This is a genomic window from Enterobacter sp. CPE_E890, assembly GCF_046521475.1.
GTDB lineage: Bacteria > Pseudomonadota > Gammaproteobacteria > Enterobacterales > Enterobacteriaceae > Enterobacter > Enterobacter adelaidei.
Window position 1 is genome coordinate 1,999,095 of record NZ_JBKFZW010000001.1, and the last position, 17,422, is coordinate 2,016,516.

Below are 17,422 nucleotides of genomic sequence, written 5' to 3' on the forward strand. Positions count from 1 at the left end.
AAATTAACCACGCCACGGAAAAGGCGTGGCGAAAAAACAACCTGAGGAGAATAGCATTGCCGCTTCGCTGAGGATGCGAGGGAGTTCACTTTATGGGGATTGGGGAAGAAATGCCGGGTAGCGGCTTCGCCTTACCCGGCCTACTTTCTGTGGTTTTGTAGGCCGGGTAAGCGCAGCGCCACCCGGCTTAAAAGACTACGCCTGCGTCTCGAGCCAGTCTTCGAGCGTATACAGCGTCGCGCCTTCAGCGGCCATATCCATAAACGCCTGGGCGCTGTCCTGTGGTTGAATGTTCACCCCTCGGCAGCCGTCGGTGATGACGCTGACGGTATAACCTAACTGGAGCGCATCCAGCACGGTGAACTTCACGCAGTAATCCGTTGCCAGACCCAGTACAACCAGCTCCGTGATTTCGTGGTGACGTAACCACGCGTCCAGCGCTGTTTTCTGGCGATGCCCGTTATCGAAAAACGCGCTATAGCTGTCGATAGTCGGGTTCTCGCCTTTATGGAACACCGCATCGACGGCTTTTTGATTCAGGAGCGGATGCAGCTCTGCGCCTTCCGTCTGCTGCACGCAGTGATCCGGCCAGAAGGTTTGCGGCAATCCGTCGAGTTCACCCAGAGTGAAAGGCTCAACGCTGTGCTGGCTGGCAAAGCTGCCGTGGTTAGCCGGGTGCCAGTCCTGGCTTGCGACAACCGCTTCACCGCGAGCTTTGCACCAGTCAATCAGCGTGTTTGCCACGTCAACGGTGCTGTCACCTTCGGCGACGGCCAGCGCACCGCCCGCGCAGAAATCATTTTGCAAATCGACCAGTAGCAGGGCGCGTTGCTTCATGAGCACTCCTTATTCGTCCGGGGTCAGTTCGCCGCGCAGGTTTTGCATCATCGCGCTGCGAATGGACTGAATGTCCAGATCCTGACTCAGTAAATAGTGAAGTTTAGTCAGCGTTGCCTCAACGGTCATATCGAAGCCGCTGATCACCCCAGCATGCGCCAGCGCGTTACCGGTGGCATAGCCGCCCATGTTGACCTTTCCGGACATACACTGGGTCAGGTTCACGACCACAATTCCGCGTTCGCTCGCTTCCTGCAACTCTTTCAGGAACTCGCCGTTCTGCGGCGCATTGCCCACGCCATAGGAGCGTAAAATTAGCGCTTTTACTGGCTGACGCAGGAAGTTGCGCACCACGTCCGCAGAGATTCCCGGGTAAATGGTGACCACGCCAATCGGTTGCGGAGTAATCGGATGCACAATCAGCTCGCCGGCGGTGTTCGGTGCCGGAGGCGTTCCCAGACGACGGATATGAATACCGGCTTCCAGCAGCGGCTGCAGGTTAGGGGAGGCGAAGGCGTCAAAACCGTCGGCGTGGGCTTTAGTCGTGCGGTTGCCGCGATACAGACGGTTATTAAAGAACAGCGACACTTCGTTAATCGGGTAATTCGCCGCCACGTACAGGGAGTTAAGCAGGTTGATCTGCCCGTCGGAGCGCAGCTCCGCCAGCGGGATTTGCGACCCGGTAACGATAACCGGCTTGCTCAGGTTCTCCAGCATGAAGGAGAGCGCCGAGGCGGTAAAGGCCATGGTGTCTGTACCATGCAGGATCACGAAACCGTCGTACTGGTCGTAATGGGCTTTAATGTCATCCGCGATGTGCTGCCAGTCTTCCGGCGTCATGTCGGAGGAGTCCATCAGCGGCTCGTATTCGTGGATAGTAAAGTCAGGCATTTCCGGACGGTGGAATTCTGGCATCAACGCAAGCTGACGCTGAAGGTGGCCGGAGACAGGGATATAGCCGTTTTCAGAGCGCTGCATACCGATGGTACCGCCAGTGTAGGCTACATAAATCGATTTCTTCTGCATGGTAGTGAGTTCTTGTTCTTCAAAAGAAAAAAATCCCCTCTTCGCAGGAAGAGGGGACGGTTTTTAACGGACGTTCGCGCAGGTCAGGCAAAACGCGTAACGACTCTGTGGATCGTTAAAGGCCGCGAGCTTATCGCTCTCTGCTTTCATCGCTTTGGCGGCAGTCACCACTGGCGCAGGCAGGTACGCCTGCAATGCCTCAGGCAACATGGCGCGAACCGAACCGGACATACTGTTCATCACCAGATCAAAGAACGACGGTTCATCCTGGTAATACTCAACATGCCACTGCTTGAGCTTCGCTAGCTCAGCGGCTTTCTTCACCGCGTCATCGAAGTCGCCCAGGCTGTCGACCAGGCCGTTGCTCTTCGCATCCTGACCGGTCCAGACGTGACCCTGTGCAATCTGGTCTATCTGGTCCGGCGTCTTTTTACGGGAATCTGCCACCAGAGTGATAAAGCGTTTGTAGCCATTCTCAATACTGAGCTGCATCATCTCAGAAACTTCCGGCGGCAGGGATTTGGTCACCGACACATCCGCCAGCGGAGAGGTGGCAACGCCATCGGTGTGCACACCCAACGAATCAAGGCTGTTTTCCACGGTGTTGATCACCCCGAAGATGCCAATCGAGCCGGTCAGCGTGCTTGGGTTGGCCACGATGTAGTTGGCTGGCGTTGAGATCCAGTAACCACCAGAGGCGGCCATTCCACCCATTGATACGACGACCGGCTTGCCTGCGGCACGCACTGCTGCCAGTTCAGCGCGGATCACCTCTGAAGCACTGACGCTGCCCCCAGGGCTGTTCACCCGCAGGACGATCGCTTTCACTTTCGGATCCAGGCGAGCATCGCGGATTTGTGACGCGGTAGTATCACCGCCCACGTTACCCGGGGTCTCCTGACCGTCCATGATGGCGCCGTTGGCAAACACCACGGCGACGCTGTCACCGCTGTCATCCGGCTTTTTCGTTGAGTAATCATACATGCTGATGGCGCTGTAATTTTTATCCTCTTTGCTCCAGCCAAACTGCTTGCTCAGGGATTTTTCAATCTCGGCACTCGTGCCCAGAGCATCAACCAGTTTGTTATCAAGCGCATATTTCGCGGTATCACCGTCAACCTTGCGCAGGCCGTCCAGCACACCCTGCGCGCCAGGGAACACCTGCTCAGGCGTAATCTGGCGGTTAGCGGCAACGGTGCCCAGATAGTTCTGCCACAGCTCGCCAATCCAGCGGCTGTCGGCTTCACGGGCGGCAGGGGACATATCATCGCGAATAAATGGCTCAACGGCAGATTTATAGGTACCTACGCGGAAGACGTGGGTGGTGACTTTCAGCTTGTCGAGAAGGGATTTGTAGTACAGACCATTGGTGGCAAAGCCGTGCAGATCCACCGTGCCCTGCGGGGAGAGCCAGATTTTATTAGCAAAGCTCGCCAGGTAATACTGCCCCTGGCTGTAGCTGTCCCCTACGGCAATCACCGGCTTGCCGCTGTCGCGGAATTCGCGCAGGGCTTTACCGATGTACTGCATGGATGGCTGATCGCCTCCGGCAAAATCTTTCAGATCCAGCACGATCCCCGTGATGTTACGGTCGTCTTTCGCCTGACGAATGGTATCGACAATATCAAACAGGGAGTTTTCCTGCAGGCGGTCTGAGGTTGCGCCAAACAGCTGGCGACCAATCACGCTCAGGCGACTGCTTGTGGACGGCTTATCAACAATCACGCCGGTGATATCGAGTAATAGCGCGCCGCGCGTTGAATGCTGAGCCTGATTTGCACTGCTGATGTGCATCCAGATGCCCGCGCAAACCAGAACCAGGAAGATGAAGAAGATATTCATCACCAGGTTGCGGACGAAGTTGAGCAGTCTCCACGTCCATTTAAAGAAACCGGCAAAGATTCGCCAAAGGGTTCGCATGTATTCTCCCTAACCAGAAAATGACTGTTTCCGTCGCCACTGGACGGTAATGTTGGGTTATCGTAATGACCCAACCGCCACTTGTCAGCAGGAATCGCCTGCCAGGCTGTAACAAAATCTGCCGTCGTGTTAATTTTGTGAGTAAATTTCAAGAAAGGAGTTAACCAATGGACGCACTCGAACTGCTTGTTAACCGCCGTAGCGCTTCCCGTCTGGCCGAACCTGCCCCGGCAGACGAGCAGCTGAGGAACATTCTGCGTGCCGGCATGCGTGCCCCGGATCATGGCACGCTGCAGCCGTGGCACTTCTTTGTGATTGAAGGCGAAGGCCGCGATCGTTTCAGCCAGCTGCTGGAGCAGGGCGCGATTGCCGCCGGACAGGATGAGAAAGGTATCGACAAGGCGCGCAGTGCCCCGTTCCGCGCACCGATGATCATCGCCGTCGTGGCAAAATGCCAGCCAGACCATAAAGTGCCGGTCTGGGAACAGGAAATGTCCGCAGGCTGTGCGGTGATGGCGATGCAAATGGCTGCCGTCGCGCAAGGGTTTAACGGTATCTGGCGCACCGGTGCATTAACCGAAAGCCCGGTGGTTCGTGACGGTTTTGATTGCGGTGAGCATGACAAAATTGTCGGTTTCCTCTATCTCGGCACCCCGCAGCTTAAAGCCTCCAGCACCATCAGCGTGCCGGACACCACGCCTTTCGTCAGCCGTTTCTGATAACGCACGCTAAACTGTCTGGATTCTGAGCATCTGCCGCAGAATTCAGACAGTCATACTTACCTCTTTATGGAATGAGCGCTACCATAGCGCGATTGAGATGACAGGAGACGTCCATGAGCGAGCAAACCATTCGTTTAACGCAGTACAGCCACGGAGCCGGTTGCGGTTGTAAAATTTCCCCGAAAGTGCTGGAGACCATCCTGCACAGTGAACAGGCGAAGTTTGTCGACCCGAACCTGCTTGTCGGCAATGAAACGCGCGACGATGCTGCAGTTTATGACTTAGGTAACGGCACCAGCATTATCAGTACCACCGACTTCTTTATGCCGATTGTCGACAATCCGTTCGATTTTGGGCGCATTGCGGCCACCAACGCCATCAGCGATATTTTCGCCATGGGCGGTAAGCCGATTATGGCGATTGCTATTCTGGGCTGGCCGATCAACACCATCCCGCCGGAAGTTGCCCGCGAGGTGATCGAGGGTGGGCGTTTTGCCTGCCAGCAGGCGGGGATTGCGCTGGCCGGCGGTCACTCGATTGATGCGCCTGAGCCTATTTTTGGCCTCGCCGTCACTGGCGTGGTTCCTACTGAACGCGTGAAGCGCAACAGCACTGCGCAGGCAGGCTGCAAACTGTTCCTTACCAAGCCGCTGGGCATTGGCGTACTCACTACCGCTGAGAAAAAATCCCTGCTCAAACCGGAGCACAAAGGGCTGGCAACGGAAGTCATGTGCCAGATGAACCTCGCCGGTGCGGCTTTCGCCAACATTGACGGCGTGAAGGCGATGACCGACGTGACCGGCTTTGGTCTGTTGGGGCATCTTTCCGAGGTCTGTCAGGGGGCGGGCGTGCAGGCGCAGGTCTGGTATCAGGATGTGCCGAAGCTGCCTGGCGTGGAAGAGTATATTGCTCAGGGCGCGGTCCCGGGCGGTACCCAGCGCAACTTCGCCAGCTATGGTCATTTGATGGGCGAGATGCCTGAAGAATGGCGTAACCTGCTGTGCGATCCGCAAACCTCTGGCGGCCTGCTGCTGGCGGTCACACCGGAATCCGAAGCAGAGGTACAGGCGACTGCCGCCGAGTTTGGTATTACCCTGACGGCGATCGGTGAGCTGGTGACCGCGCGCGGTGGTCGACCGATGATTGAGATCCGTTAATTCGATGCGGTTGTTTATTGCCGAAAAGCCGAGTCTGGCGCGAGCCATCGCCGATGTGCTGCCTAAACCGCATCGCAAAGGCGATGGCTTTATCGAATGTGGCAACGGGCAGGTGGTCACCTGGTGTATTGGTCACCTGCTTGAGCAGGCGCAGCCGGATGTCTACGACAGCCGCTATGCCCGCTGGAATCTGAACGATCTGCCCATTGTGCCAGAGAAATGGCGCCTGCAACCCCGGCCTTCGGTCACCAAACAGCTCAACGTGATCAAGCGCTTCCTGCATGAGGCCGCTGAAATCGTCCACGCGGGTGACCCGGACAGAGAAGGGCAACTGTTGGTCGATGAAGTGCTGGACTATCTGGAACTGGCACCGGAAAAGCGTCAGCAGGTGCAGCGCTGCCTGATTAACGACCTCAACCCGCAGGCCGTTGAACGAGCGATCTCCCGTCTGCGCGCCAACAGCGAGTTTATCCCACTGTGCGTCTCCGCGCTGGCCCGCGCCCGTGCGGACTGGCTGTACGGGATTAACATGACCCGTGCGTATACCATTCTTGGGCGTAACGCGGGTTATCAGGGCGTGCTCTCTGTGGGCCGTGTGCAAACGCCGGTGTTGGGGCTTGTTGTGCGTCGCGACGAGGAGATTGAGAACTTTGTCGCCAAAGATTTCTTTGAAGTGAAAGCGCATATCGTCACGCCTAAAGACGAACGCTTTACCGCTGTCTGGCAGCCGAGCGATGCCTGTGAGTCGTATCAGGACGAAGAGGGGCGACTGCTGCACCGTCCGCTGGCGGATCATGTGGTTAACCGCATTACAGGTCAGCCGGCTATCGTTACCAGCTATAACGATAAACGGGAATCAGAACCGGCACCGTTGCCGTTCTCGCTATCAGCCCTGCAGATTGAGGCCGCGAAGCGCTTTGGTCTCAGCGCACAGAACGTACTGGACATCTGCCAGAAGCTCTACGAAACCCACAAGCTGATCACTTATCCGCGTTCGGATAGCCGTTATCTGCCGGAAGAGCACTTTGCCGGACGTCATGCGGTGATGAACGCCATTAGCGTCCACGCGCCGGATCTGCTGCCGCAACCGGCGGTGAACCCGGATACCCATAACCGCTGCTGGGACGATAAAAAGGTGGATGCTCACCATGCGATTATCCCGACGGCGCGCGCCAGCAACGTCAATCTGACCGATAACGAAGCGAAGGTTTATAACCTGATTGCCCGTCAGTACCTGATGCAGTTCTGCCCGGACGCGGTGTTCCGCAAGTGCGTTATTGAGCTGGAGATTGCCAAAGGCAAGTTTGTCGCCAAAGCGCGTTTCCTTGCAGAAGCAGGCTGGCGTACGCTGTTGGGGAACAAAGAGCGTGATGAAGAGAACGACGGCACGCCGCTGCCTGTCGTCGCCAAAGATGACGAACTGCTGTGTGAGAAGGGCGAAGTGGTTGAACGTCAAACCCAGCCGCCACGCCATTTCACGGATGCGACGCTGCTTTCAGCCATGACGGGAATAGCCCGTTTTGTGCAGGATAAAGATCTGAAGAAGATCCTGCGAGCAACCGACGGATTGGGTACCGAAGCAACGCGTGCAGGTATTATAGAACTGCTGTTTAAGCGCGGTTTTCTGGAGAAAAAAGGGCGTTACATCCATTCAACGGAGCCCGGACGCGCACTGATTCATTCGCTGCCTGAGCTGGCGGCAAGGCCAGACATGACGGCGCACTGGGAGTCCGTGCTGACGCAAATCAGCGAAAAGCAGTGCCGCTATCAGGACTTTATGCAGCCGCTGGTGGGGACGCTTTATCAGCTGATCGATCAGGCGCGCAGCACGCCGGTGAAGCGGTTCCGAGGGATGGTTGCGCCAGGTGCTGGCGCGAAGAAACCCTTTAAAAAGAAGAAGAGCGCGGCATGAGTTTATAGGCCGGGTAAGGCGTAGCCGCCACCCGGCGAAAAACTTAAATCACACCCTGCCCAATCATTGCATCCGCCACCTTAACGAATCCGGCAATATTCGCGCCGCGCACGTAGTTGGTTTGCGATGCCTCACCGCCGTACTCCACACACGCATGGTGAATATCCAGCATGATATGGTGCAGACGCGCATCCACTTTCTCTGCTTTCCAGCCGAGACGTGCGGCGTTTTGCGCCATCTCAAGGCCTGATGTCGCCACGCCGCCCGCGTTCGCCGCTTTACCCGGTGCAAACAGCACGCCTGCTTCCAGGAACAGATCGGTCGCTTCGATGGTGGTCGGCATATTCGCGCCTTCAGCCACCGCCTTCACGCCGTTGCTAATCAGCGTGCGTGCGGCGTCGACGTCCAGTTCGTTTTGCGTGGCACACGGCAGGGCGATATCCACCGGCACGCCCCACGGCTGCTTGCCTTCCAGCCAGGTCAGGCCAAATTCCCGGGCATAGTCCGCCACGCGCCCGTCGCGGCTGGCTTTGATCTCACACAGGCGCGCCAGCTTCTCAGCCGTAAAGCCCGCTTCATCCACCACCGTACCGCCGGAGTCAGAGGCGGTCACCACGCGAGCGCCAAACTGCATTGCTTTCTCAATCGCGTACTGCGCCACGTTGCCGGAGCCCGATACCGCGACGCGCATGCCTTCGAAGCCTAAGCCGTGACGCTTGAGCATGGCTTCAGTGAAGTAAACCAGGCCGTACCCGGTCGCTTCCGGGCGGATCAGACTTCCGCCAAACGACAGACCTTTGCCGGTAAAGACGCAGGCGCTGTTGTTGGAGAGTTTTTTCATCATTCCGGCCATAAAGCCCACTTCACGGCCACCCACGCCGATATCCCCCGCCGGGACGTCGGTGTCCGGACCAAGATGGCGATAGAGTTCGGTCATCAGCGCCTGACAGAAACGCATCACTTCGCCTTCGCTTTTGCCTTTCGGGTCGAAATCACTTCCGCCTTTACCTCCGCCCATTGGCAGGGTGGTTAGGGCATTTTTAAACGTCTGCTCAAAACCAAGGAATTTCAGGATCGACAGGTTCACCGAAGGATGGAAGCGCATCCCACCTTTGAACGGGCCGATGGCGGAGTTGAACTGCACGCGCCACGCGCGGTTGACCTGGACCTGATTGCGGTCATCCACCCAGGTCACGCGGAACTGGATCACGCGCTCCGGCTCTACGAGGCGCTCAAGCAGAGACATCTGACGATAACGCGGGTTTTCTTCAAGGAAGGGCCACAGAGTGGTCATCACTTCACGTACGGCCTGCGCAAACTCACTCTGATGCGGGTCGCGCTGTTGAACATGGGTAAGGAAACTTTCCAGAGAACGTGTCTGATCCATAGATATAAGAACCCTTTATGGTATTTTATGACTATTGCTTATGCGATTTGTGTTGTTTTTTTGACTATACCACCCGCACCGCTTTGTCAGGCAAGCAGAAATTCATGCGGAAAGGGAAATTAATCATACGCAGCGCGTCATAACAAAAAGCGATGACGAGATAAATTAAAGGTTCTGCTTCGGTTAACCGTTATAGTTGTTAACAGAACACAACAGGAAGGCAAGTCTATGAACCGTTACGTGATGACCGCGTTATGTTTGATGTTTACCGCAGGCGCTCAGGCTGACCGTATTCGCCCGGATGTTCAGGTGAATGTGCCGCCGGAGGTCTTTAGCTCCAGCGGGCAAAGTGCCCAGCCCTGTAATCAGTGCTGCATCTATCAGGATCAGAACTATTCGGAAGGGGCTGTGGTGAAGGCGGATGGCGTCCTGTTGCAGTGCCAGCGCGATGAGCGCACGATCAGCACGAACCCGCTGGTCTGGCGTCGCGTAAAACAATAAAGGCTTCCAGCAGGGGAATATCCGCGGGGGCCAGGGCGTAGTCGAACGCCTCTTCAGGCGTACACCACACCAGCGCACTGTGGTAGTGCGCCGTCAGATCACCGCTAAACGCGGGAACGTGCCAGGCATGAAGGTTGATTAACCGCTGCGAAACTTCCCGCTGATGGCTTGCCACATACTGCCCCGGCTGGGCCTGAATACCGAGCTCCTCCCACAACTCACGGACAAGCGCCTCGGGTTGTGTCTCTCCGGCTTCAACTTTTCCACCAGCGAATTCCCACATACCGGGTTGGTCAGCATGGGCCGGGCGCTGCGCGAGTAAAATTTTATGGTCTTTTTCGATGATTGCCGCAACGACATCGACTGTTTTAAGCATGGTCGTCAATACTTGAAAGCGAAAACCACCATATTATCTTGCCCTTTGTCAGAGTCCAGTCATCAGGAGAATCAGGTGAAAGAAACCTCCACCTGGGTAGTGCCCATCTCAACCCTTCCGGCGAGTTTAAAACCGATTGCCGCCATGCAGAAAAAACACTTCGGTGTCGTGCTTAACCCCACGCGATGGTGGGGGCGTATGCCGCGTCTTTTCTGGCTGGTGGCGCTGTTTGTCGGTTTCCTCGAACGGCGTCATGCACGCCTGACGCCCGTGCTGCGCTCGCTGCTGATGACGCGGGTGTCGCAGATATGCCACTGTGCTTTTTGTATTGATGCCAACAGTCTGCGCCTTGCCGAACGCGTGGGCGCGCTGGATAAAGTCCAGGCCGTCAGCCACTGGCGTGACTCCGCGCTTTTCAATGAGCAGGAGCGCGCGGCGCTGGCCTACGCTGAGGCCGTTACCGCCACGCCGCCGCAGGTGGATGAGGCGCTCAAACGCGACCTCAAACGTCTTTTCACCGATGAGACGATTACCGAAATGACGGCACTGGTTGCGTTTCAAAATCTCTCCGCCCGCTTCAACGCCGCTCTCGATATCCCGGCGCAGGGACTGTGCGACACGTTAAAAGGAAAGCCGCATGCTTGATCGACATATCCATCCTCGGGTAAAGCCTGCCCTTAACCGGCTGGCGGCCTGGCTGGATAAACCCGGTATTACGCCCGACGGATTAACCGTGGCCGGGTTTACCGTGGGCGTGCTGGCGCTACCGTTTCTGGCCCTCGGTTGGTATCTTGCCGCGCTTGTCGCCATCGTATTTAACCGCCTGCTGGATGGTCTGGACGGCGCGCTGGCACGGAGGAGAGGGCTGACGGATTCTGGAGGCTTTCTCGATATCGCTCTCGATTTTCTGTTCTATGCCCTGGTGCCGTTTGGCTTTGCACTGGCAGCTCCCGAAGAGAATGCGCTGGCCGCCGCCTGGCTGCTGTTCGCCTTTATCGGCACCGGCAGCAGCTTTCTGGCCTTCGCCGCGCTGGCGGCGAAACACGATATCGACAACCCGGGCTACGCGCACAAATCGTTTTATTACATCGGTGGTTTAACAGAAGGGACAGAGACCATTGCGCTGTTTGTACTGTGCTGCCTGTTTCCGGCGCACTTTACGCTTTTCGCGTGGGTATTCGGCGCGTTGTGCTGGCTGACCTCCACAACGCGCATCTGGAGCGGTTATGTGACGTTGAAGTCACTCAATTCTTAGAGGGAACTCTCGGGCCCGCGCTCGCCGGTTGAGACCGGGTTTTGCGGGTGGCTGCTCCATTCGTACCAGCCGCCGTCATAGACGGCGACGTTCTTCCAGCCCATCGCCCGGGCGTACATAAAGGTCTCAGAGGCTCGCCAGCCGGTACCGCAGTAAAATGCGACATGCTGTTCCGGCAGGATATTCCAGCTTTTCCACATGCTGGCGATGTCGTCGGCGCTACGCATGGTGCCATCCGGGTTATGGAAATCCTCCATGTGAGTGGCGTCGCTTCCGCCATGACCCCAGCGGGCACCGGCAATTTCACCTTTCGGTTTGATGTAGCTATAGCCGCTGGTTTCGCCAATAAACTCCGGCCACGAGCGAATGCTGACCAGCGAGGCATCCTTGCGATGTAACATCCCGCGCGCCTGCTCCATATCCACCATCAGCTGCGGCTGACCGGGGATCGGCGCACCAAAATCAGCGGCAGGTTTCACCTCTGCAGGCATACCGCGTTCGACGGGCAGACCCGCATCTGACCACGCTTTCCAGCCACCATCGAGAATACGGACATCCTTCACACCTGCATACAGCATAATCTGCGCCACGCGCGCGGCAGCATACACATCACGGCCATACAAAATGACCGTGGTGTCATGACGGATACCGTGCTTTGCCAGCATCGCTTTCAGCTTGTCGTCAGAGACTTTATTCCACAGCGGCTCGCTTTCCACTTCGTTGGTGTCGATGTAGCCCGCACCGGGAATGTGATTCAGCAGATAAAATTTCGGCGCACCCCAGGCAGCTTCGATCACTTTCCAGTTCCCCGCCGGAGCGGCAGTGACGGGGTTACCCTGCTGGAGCTGGTGGATCCACTGTGGGTAGACGAGTTGCTCGAAGTGAGGCAGGCGCTGTAGACGAGCAGGCGTTTGCAGGGCATCGCTGAGAAGCGAAACATGAGTGTATCCGGCTTTCTCCAGACGGGCTTTCACGGCCTGGTTTGTTTTATCGCCGCCATAGAGTGCGAGGGAGGTTGCGGGCGTAAGGTGATGCTGTTTTGCCCAGATAGCAATCTGCTCGTCGCTCATTGCGTCAAGCCAGGAGGCTGAAAGATTGAGCGCGGCAGGTTCATGGCCGGAGGTGCCGCTTAGCGACTGTGGCCAGCCGTTATATAAGGCGCTGGCACGGGTGTCGATCACCACACCGTGCTGTTCCTGAAGCTGAGACAGCGTCATTGTGTCAGGCATTACAGCCGCCAGAGAGGAAAGGGAAGCGAGGCTGCAAAACAGAGCCAGCGCGGTCAGTTGAGAAACACGTTTCATCGTATAACCTGACGTCAGTAAAAGAGGGGGGCATTGTCGTCTCTCCCGAAATGTAAAACATTGCGTTAGCACATTATTGCCAGCGAGAAATCGCAATCACTTCACCGCTGGGTGGAATGTCTTCCTCATCATGCGTGACCAGAATAACCGGTATGCCGCGTGCCCGGACAACGTCAAACACCCATGTCCGAAACGTCGCGCGTAGCGTTTTGTCGAGGCGCCCGAACGGTTCATCGAGCAGTAACGCCTGCGGCTCAGCGAGCAGTGCCCGCAGCAGACTGACCCTGGCACGCTCCCCGCCGGAGAGAGTCGCCGGATCGCTGGCGTAGTGGTTTTTAAGCCCGGCGGAACTCAGGGCCTGCTCGACCGCATCCCGCCGTGCGCGTCCGACAATCCGCTCGGGTAATGCCAGCATCAAATTTTGACCAACAGTGAAGTGGTCAAACAGCAGGGCATCCTGAAAGAGAATACCCAGCCCGCGGGATTCTACAGGAAGCCTGTCGCAGCGGCGCTCGTCTAACCATAACTCGCCCTGTGCCTGGAAATCGTCGGACAGCGCGCCCACCATCCAGGCAAAAAGGGTCGATTTCCCACTACCAGATGGTCCCATCAGGGTGACAATCTCTCCGCGAGGCACACAGAAATTGACCTCGCGGAAAAGCGGTTCGATGGTGAGATCTTTTACCTTCAGCATTAACGTAATCCCTGACGATAGCGGCCCGCGAGCCGTGATAGCAGTGCGGCAAGGCCGAACACCATGCCCGTGACCAGCAATAACCCCAGTGCCCGGTTAGCCAGAACCGGCATACTGCCCCCGCTGCTGAGTGCGACGGTCTCCGTGGTGAGCGTGGTGAAACGGCCCGCGCCCAGCCAGAGCGTTGGCATATATTGCGCCATACTGACGGAAAAACCGGTGGCAAAAGCCAGCAGAGCCGGGCGCACCAGCAGGGGACATTTCAGCAGGCAGAAGATTTTTACCCGTCGCCAGCCGAGCGTTCTGGCGGTAAGGATAAGCCGGGGATCGATCCTGTGCCAGGCGGGTTGCAGCACCAGCAGCATCCACGGTAACACCCACAGCAGATGGCTCCAGAGCACGGCGACATACTGCCCGTCGATACCCAGTCGCAACGCAATAAAATATTGCCCGGTGACGAGCGGTAGCGCCGGAAGGGCGAGGGGTAACCACACCCACAACGTACCTCGCTGCGGCCCCCATTCAAGCCAGAGAAAAATGAGGACCAGGGCAATCAGGCTGGAAAGCAGGCCGAAGGAAAGGCTGGTACTCAGGGAGCCCATCTCGTCCCGCTGTACCAGCATCAGCAGTACTGCTACGCAAAGTACGCCGCACGCGGGTAACAGCCTGCTTATCGACCGCTCGGGCAGTGGGACAGGAGACGTGCGACGCGTCCCCGGCAGATCCGAAAGCGTGCGACGCCATGCCTTCCAGGCACCGTAACCCAGCGCGGCAAGTGCAGCCAACAGCAGGAGGATGAGCAGGCATAGCAGCATCCCTTTTGTTTGTTGTTGTGCGTCGCCCTGGCTGAGCCACTGCCAGGCCAGCACGGCCAGCGTGGGAGGGTTGCCTGGCCCAAGAACGATTGCCACATCCACGACCGAAATTGACCATGCAAGAACGGCCAGCATCACCGCCCCGAGGACTGGGGCGATAGCCGGAAGGAGCAGCCAGTTGAGTATCTGAAAACGTCCATAACCGAAGGTTTGCAGCACAACTTTTTGCTGTGCAAGACGTTTTTCCGGCAGTACGGCGTAAATAGCCCACAGCACAAACGCACTCTCTTTGACGGCGAGCGTCAGGCCCAGCCCTGCACCGTATCGGTCCAGTGCAGGCGTACAGACGGTACAGACCTGGTAAAAAATACCGCCTTCCGCAAACAGCAGTAAAGCGCTGGTGGCGAACGCCACGTGGGGAATGGCTAACAGCCACGGCAGGCGCGTGTTGAGACGCCGCCAGCGTTTGCCGGGCCAGAGAAGCGCCAGCAGGGAAAGGGCGATTAGCAAGGAACCCAGCGTCGCAATGAGCGTTGAGACCAGCGTGGCGACGGTCGCCTGAGGCAGTTGCGGGTCGTTAAGCAGCGACTGCCAGTGAGTCACCGAAAATGCCGGGGCGAGCAGCATCGCACCAGCGGGCAGGATCGGCAGATAGATGGCCGCCATTGCCAGCCAGACAAGCCAACTCAACGGGTGCCGTAACGACGCAGCCATTCCTGCTCCAGCGCGTTAACCCAGGCCGATTGCGGCTCAGCCAGTATCTTCGGCAGCCCTTCAGGGGGGCGGGCTTGCAACTGTTTCGCTTCACCTTCGGGGAGTAATTTTACATCCAGTACGCTCGGGTCTCCCCAGATAGCCGGGTCAGCCTTGCGAATTTGCGCCTGCGGTGAAAGCAGGAAATTGGCGACCACTTTCGCACCTGCGCTCGCGCTGGCATTAGCCGGAATGGCGACAAAATGGACGTTACCGATCATCCCGGTGTGAAAACCAAAGCTGTAGCTGTCGGCTGGCAGTTCACCACTGGCGACTTTTTGTTGCGCATGTGCCGGGTTAAAGGTCAGCGACAGGTTCAGACTGCCGCTGGCAAGCAGGGCATCCATATGTGCAGGCGAAGGGGGAAAGTCTTTGCCTTCGCGCCACAGGAGTGGGTGGAGTTTGTCGAGGTAATCCCAAAGCGGGGCTGTTACCTGGGCAAAGGTGTTATCGGGTGCCTTTTGCAGCGCATCCGGCTGTGTGGTAAGTGTCAGGAGCAACTGCTCAAGAAACGCCGTCCCGGTAAAATCGGGCGGGCGAGGATAGCTGACTTTACCCGGATGCTGCCGCGCGTAAGCCAGCAATGCCTGCGGATCCTCCGGCGGCGTCGGCATGCTCTTTGTACGTGAGATAAAGGTCAGCTGCGCGCCGCCCCACGGCGATTCCGCCCCGTCAGTGGGAACAGCAAAATCTTCCGTTACGGGTTTGCGGGTATCGACATAGCGCCAGTTTGGCAGCAACTGTGCCCATCCGGTTTGCAGCAGGTTAGCCTCTTTTAATGTGCGGAAATTTTCGCCATTAACCCACAGCAGGTCGACTGAGCCGTTGGTCTTACGTCCAGCGCTGGCTTCCGTCTGAATACGTTTTACCGCATCGGCGGCATCTGCCAGTGGGACAATTTTGAGGGTAATGGCGTAGTGCGTTTTCATCTCACCGCTTACCCACTCAAGGTAGCGGTTTACCGCCGGATCGCCGCCCCAGGCGTTAAACCAGACCGTCTGGCCTTTGGCTTGTTGTTGGATGGATTGCCAGCTGTCTGCGGCATACAAAGGGGTTGCCAGCAGCAGGCTGGTCAGAAACGTGCAAAAACGCACACGGCGCATAATGCCTCACTTTTTAGACGAAGGGGTATAACGGGTAAATAGCCGGCGTGTGACCAGCGGTAATAACCCCAGTAGTGTAAAGGCGAATACCATACCCGGCGACAAAATATCGCGCAGCGTTGACACTTTTCCCAGCTCGCGCCCGGCGTTCAGAAAGGCAACCGTGGCGGGCAGCATGGCGAGCTGGCTGACCCACCAGTAACGACGTAGCCCAATGCGGGTAAGACCCATCAGCAAATTCACCAGAAAAAACGGGAACAGCGGCATCAGACGCAGAGCAAAAAGATAGCCCGCGCCGTCATGCGCCATCCCGGCGTTCACCGTTTTCATCTGCTGAGCAAACCTTCGCTGGACCCAGTCGCGCAGCAGATAACGGCTGGCGAGCATCGCCAGCGTGGCACCGAGCGTGGAGGCAAACGAGACCAGTATGGTGCCTTCCCACAGAGGAAACAGCGCACCACCCAGCAGGGTCAGTATCGCCGCGCCGGGTATCGACAGGGCGGAAACAACCACATAGAGCGCAAAAAAGATCAGCGCACTTTGTAGCGGCGCGTGTTCAACATGAGAGAGTAACGCCTGCTGGTGAGTTTTAATCCCATCCAGGGAGAGTGTGCCCGGAGGAAGCGCGATAAATGTCAGAATAAATGCGCCCAGAAGGGCGCACAGGAAGAGTCTTTTTCGAATGTTCACACGTGATTACAGCTTGAATTTTGCCCAGACCGGCGCGTGATCGGACGGTTTTTCCATGCTGCGGATATCGTAGTCGATACCGGTTTCAATGCAGCGCTCTGCCAGAGGCGAGCTGGCCAGCAGCAGATCGATACGCAGGCCACGGTTGTCATCAAAGCCTTTTGAGCGGTAGTCAAACCAGGAGAAGCGGTCCTGTGTTTCCGGGTTGGCACTGCGGAACGTATCCACCAGACCCCAGTCAAGCAGACGCGCCATCCACTCACGCTCTTCCGGCAGGAAGGAGCATTTGCCGGTACGCAGCCAGCGCTTGCGGTTGTCTTCGCCAATACCGATATCGAGATCCGTCGGGCTGATATTCATATCGCCCATGATCAGCACCGGATTCTCTTTTTTCAGTTCGGTGGTCAGGTAGTCCTGCAGATCCTGGTAGAACTTTGCTTTGGCCGGGAATTTTGTCTCGTGGTCACGGCTCTCACCCTGCGGGAAGTAACCGTTAATGACCGTGATATTCCCGAGTGCAGAAGGCACTTCCGCCATGATAATGCGACGCTGTGCTTCTTCACCATCGCCAGGGAAGCCGCGGCGGACGGATACCGGTGGCGCTTTAGTGAGCAGCGCTACGCCATAGTGGCCTTTCTGTCCGTGATAAAAGACGTTGTAGCCGAGTTTCGCCACCTCTTCGAGGGGGAACATGTCGTCGTGAACTTTTGTCTCCTGCAGGCCGATCACATCTGGCTGATGTTGCTCAACGATAGCTTCAAGCTGATGAGGACGGGCACGCAGGCCGTTGATATTAAAAGAGACAAATTTCATAGTCGCTGCCAGTGCAAGGTGAATAGTGCATGGATGGTAGCAGAATTTGCGTCAACTGTTACGGGGATTGACCAATAACTGCGACAGATAATGCCAGTGGTGCAATATTTGCACCATTCTGACGCGTATCGCCCTCAAACAGGGCATAAATGACAGA

The 17,422-nt window shown here is 57.2% G+C and carries 17 protein-coding genes; 6 read left to right on the forward strand and 11 right to left on the reverse strand.

Annotated elements, in window-relative coordinates; all coding sequences use genetic code 11:
* Positions 1-195: 195 nt before the first annotated feature.
* The 3 genes from pncA to sppA form a co-directional block, all read right to left on the reverse strand.
* Positions 196-837, reverse strand: a complete 642-nt coding sequence (gene pncA / locus ACLHV9_RS09875; RefSeq protein ID WP_108090176.1) for a bifunctional nicotinamidase/pyrazinamidase — start codon at positions 835-837, stop codon at positions 196-198.
* A 9-nt stretch (positions 838-846) separates the two neighbouring features.
* Entirely contained in the window at positions 847-1,863 is a 1,017-nt protein-coding gene (gene ansA / locus ACLHV9_RS09880) for an asparaginase (protein ID WP_008500705.1), read from the reverse strand.
* 63 nt (positions 1,864-1,926) lie between these two features.
* Complete coding sequence (gene sppA, locus ACLHV9_RS09885; RefSeq protein ID WP_028017186.1) at positions 1,927-3,783, reverse strand: signal peptide peptidase SppA; 1,857 nt, start codon at positions 3,781-3,783, stop codon at positions 1,927-1,929.
* 167 nt (positions 3,784-3,950) lie between these two features.
* On the opposite strand from sppA, the gene ACLHV9_RS09890 reads away from it, so the two are divergent.
* The 3 genes from ACLHV9_RS09890 (at position 3,951) to ACLHV9_RS09900 (ending at position 7,574) form a co-directional block, all read left to right on the forward strand.
* Positions 3,951-4,502, forward strand: coding sequence for an NAD(P)H nitroreductase (locus tag ACLHV9_RS09890; protein WP_134707560.1), 552 nt, complete (start codon positions 3,951-3,953; stop codon positions 4,500-4,502).
* A gap of 116 nt (positions 4,503-4,618) precedes the next feature.
* Positions 4,619-5,662: a selenide, water dikinase SelD gene (gene selD / locus ACLHV9_RS09895; RefSeq protein WP_028017188.1), complete on the forward strand. Its 1,044-nt coding sequence runs from the start codon at positions 4,619-4,621 to the stop codon at positions 5,660-5,662.
* Between the two features lie 4 nt (positions 5,663-5,666).
* On the forward strand, positions 5,667-7,574 hold the full coding sequence (locus tag ACLHV9_RS09900; protein WP_407221178.1) for a DNA topoisomerase III: 1,908 nt from the start codon (positions 5,667-5,669) through the stop codon (positions 7,572-7,574).
* 43 nt (positions 7,575-7,617) lie between these two features.
* Here the strand turns inward: ACLHV9_RS09900 and gdhA are convergent, their stop codons facing one another.
* Positions 7,618-8,961: an NADP-specific glutamate dehydrogenase gene (gdhA, locus tag ACLHV9_RS09905; RefSeq protein WP_028017190.1), complete on the reverse strand. Its 1,344-nt coding sequence runs from the start codon at positions 8,959-8,961 to the stop codon at positions 7,618-7,620.
* Between the two features lie 228 nt (positions 8,962-9,189).
* Here gdhA and ACLHV9_RS09910 point away from each other — a divergent pair, with 228 nt between their 5' ends.
* Positions 9,190-9,462, forward strand: a complete 273-nt coding sequence (locus ACLHV9_RS09910; protein ID WP_028017191.1) for a YnjH family protein — start codon at positions 9,190-9,192, stop codon at positions 9,460-9,462.
* Here ACLHV9_RS09910 and ACLHV9_RS09915 read toward each other — a convergent pair.
* The gene (locus ACLHV9_RS09915) at positions 9,422-9,838 is read right to left on the reverse strand and encodes a pyrimidine (deoxy)nucleoside triphosphate diphosphatase (protein ID WP_108090172.1); all 417 of its coding nucleotides are present in this window, start codon (positions 9,836-9,838) and stop codon (positions 9,422-9,424) included. The genes ACLHV9_RS09910 and ACLHV9_RS09915 overlap by 41 nt on opposite strands.
* Before the next feature lie 75 nt (positions 9,839-9,913).
* Here ACLHV9_RS09915 and ACLHV9_RS09920 point away from each other — a divergent pair, with 75 nt between their 5' ends.
* Positions 9,914-10,483 (forward strand): carboxymuconolactone decarboxylase family protein, encoded by a 570-nt coding sequence (locus ACLHV9_RS09920; protein WP_108090171.1) that lies wholly within the window; start codon positions 9,914-9,916, stop codon positions 10,481-10,483.
* On the forward strand, positions 10,476-11,093 hold the full coding sequence (locus ACLHV9_RS09925; protein ID WP_108090170.1) for a CDP-alcohol phosphatidyltransferase family protein: 618 nt from the start codon (positions 10,476-10,478) through the stop codon (positions 11,091-11,093). Before ACLHV9_RS09920 ends, ACLHV9_RS09925 begins: the two co-directional genes overlap by 8 nt.
* Here ACLHV9_RS09925 and ACLHV9_RS09930 read toward each other — a convergent pair.
* From ACLHV9_RS09930 to xthA, 6 genes are all read right to left on the reverse strand, one after another.
* The gene (locus ACLHV9_RS09930; RefSeq protein ID WP_108090169.1) at positions 11,090-12,397 is read right to left on the reverse strand and encodes a sulfurtransferase; all 1,308 of its coding nucleotides are present in this window, start codon (positions 12,395-12,397) and stop codon (positions 11,090-11,092) included. The two genes, ACLHV9_RS09925 and ACLHV9_RS09930, sit on opposite strands and share 4 nt — an antisense overlap.
* Positions 12,398-12,470: 73 nt before the next feature.
* On the reverse strand, positions 12,471-13,091 hold the full coding sequence (locus ACLHV9_RS09935; RefSeq protein ID WP_028017196.1) for an ATP-binding cassette domain-containing protein: 621 nt from the start codon (positions 13,089-13,091) through the stop codon (positions 12,471-12,473).
* Complete coding sequence (locus tag ACLHV9_RS09940; protein WP_407220401.1) at positions 13,091-14,620, reverse strand: thiamine ABC transporter permease; 1,530 nt, start codon at positions 14,618-14,620, stop codon at positions 13,091-13,093. The genes ACLHV9_RS09935 and ACLHV9_RS09940 overlap by 1 nt, the downstream gene beginning before the upstream one ends.
* Positions 14,593-15,762, reverse strand: coding sequence for an ABC transporter substrate-binding protein (locus tag ACLHV9_RS09945; RefSeq protein WP_407220402.1), 1,170 nt, complete (start codon positions 15,760-15,762; stop codon positions 14,593-14,595). Before ACLHV9_RS09945 ends, ACLHV9_RS09940 begins: the two co-directional genes overlap by 28 nt.
* A gap of 6 nt (positions 15,763-15,768) precedes the next feature.
* A complete protein-coding gene (locus ACLHV9_RS09950; protein ID WP_407220403.1) occupies positions 15,769-16,452 on the reverse strand; it encodes a TVP38/TMEM64 family protein in 684 nt (227 codons plus the stop codon).
* Between the two features lie 6 nt (positions 16,453-16,458).
* Positions 16,459-17,265, reverse strand: coding sequence for an exodeoxyribonuclease III (gene xthA / locus ACLHV9_RS09955; protein WP_032666813.1), 807 nt, complete (start codon positions 17,263-17,265; stop codon positions 16,459-16,461).
* Positions 17,266-17,422 lie beyond the last annotated feature (157 nt).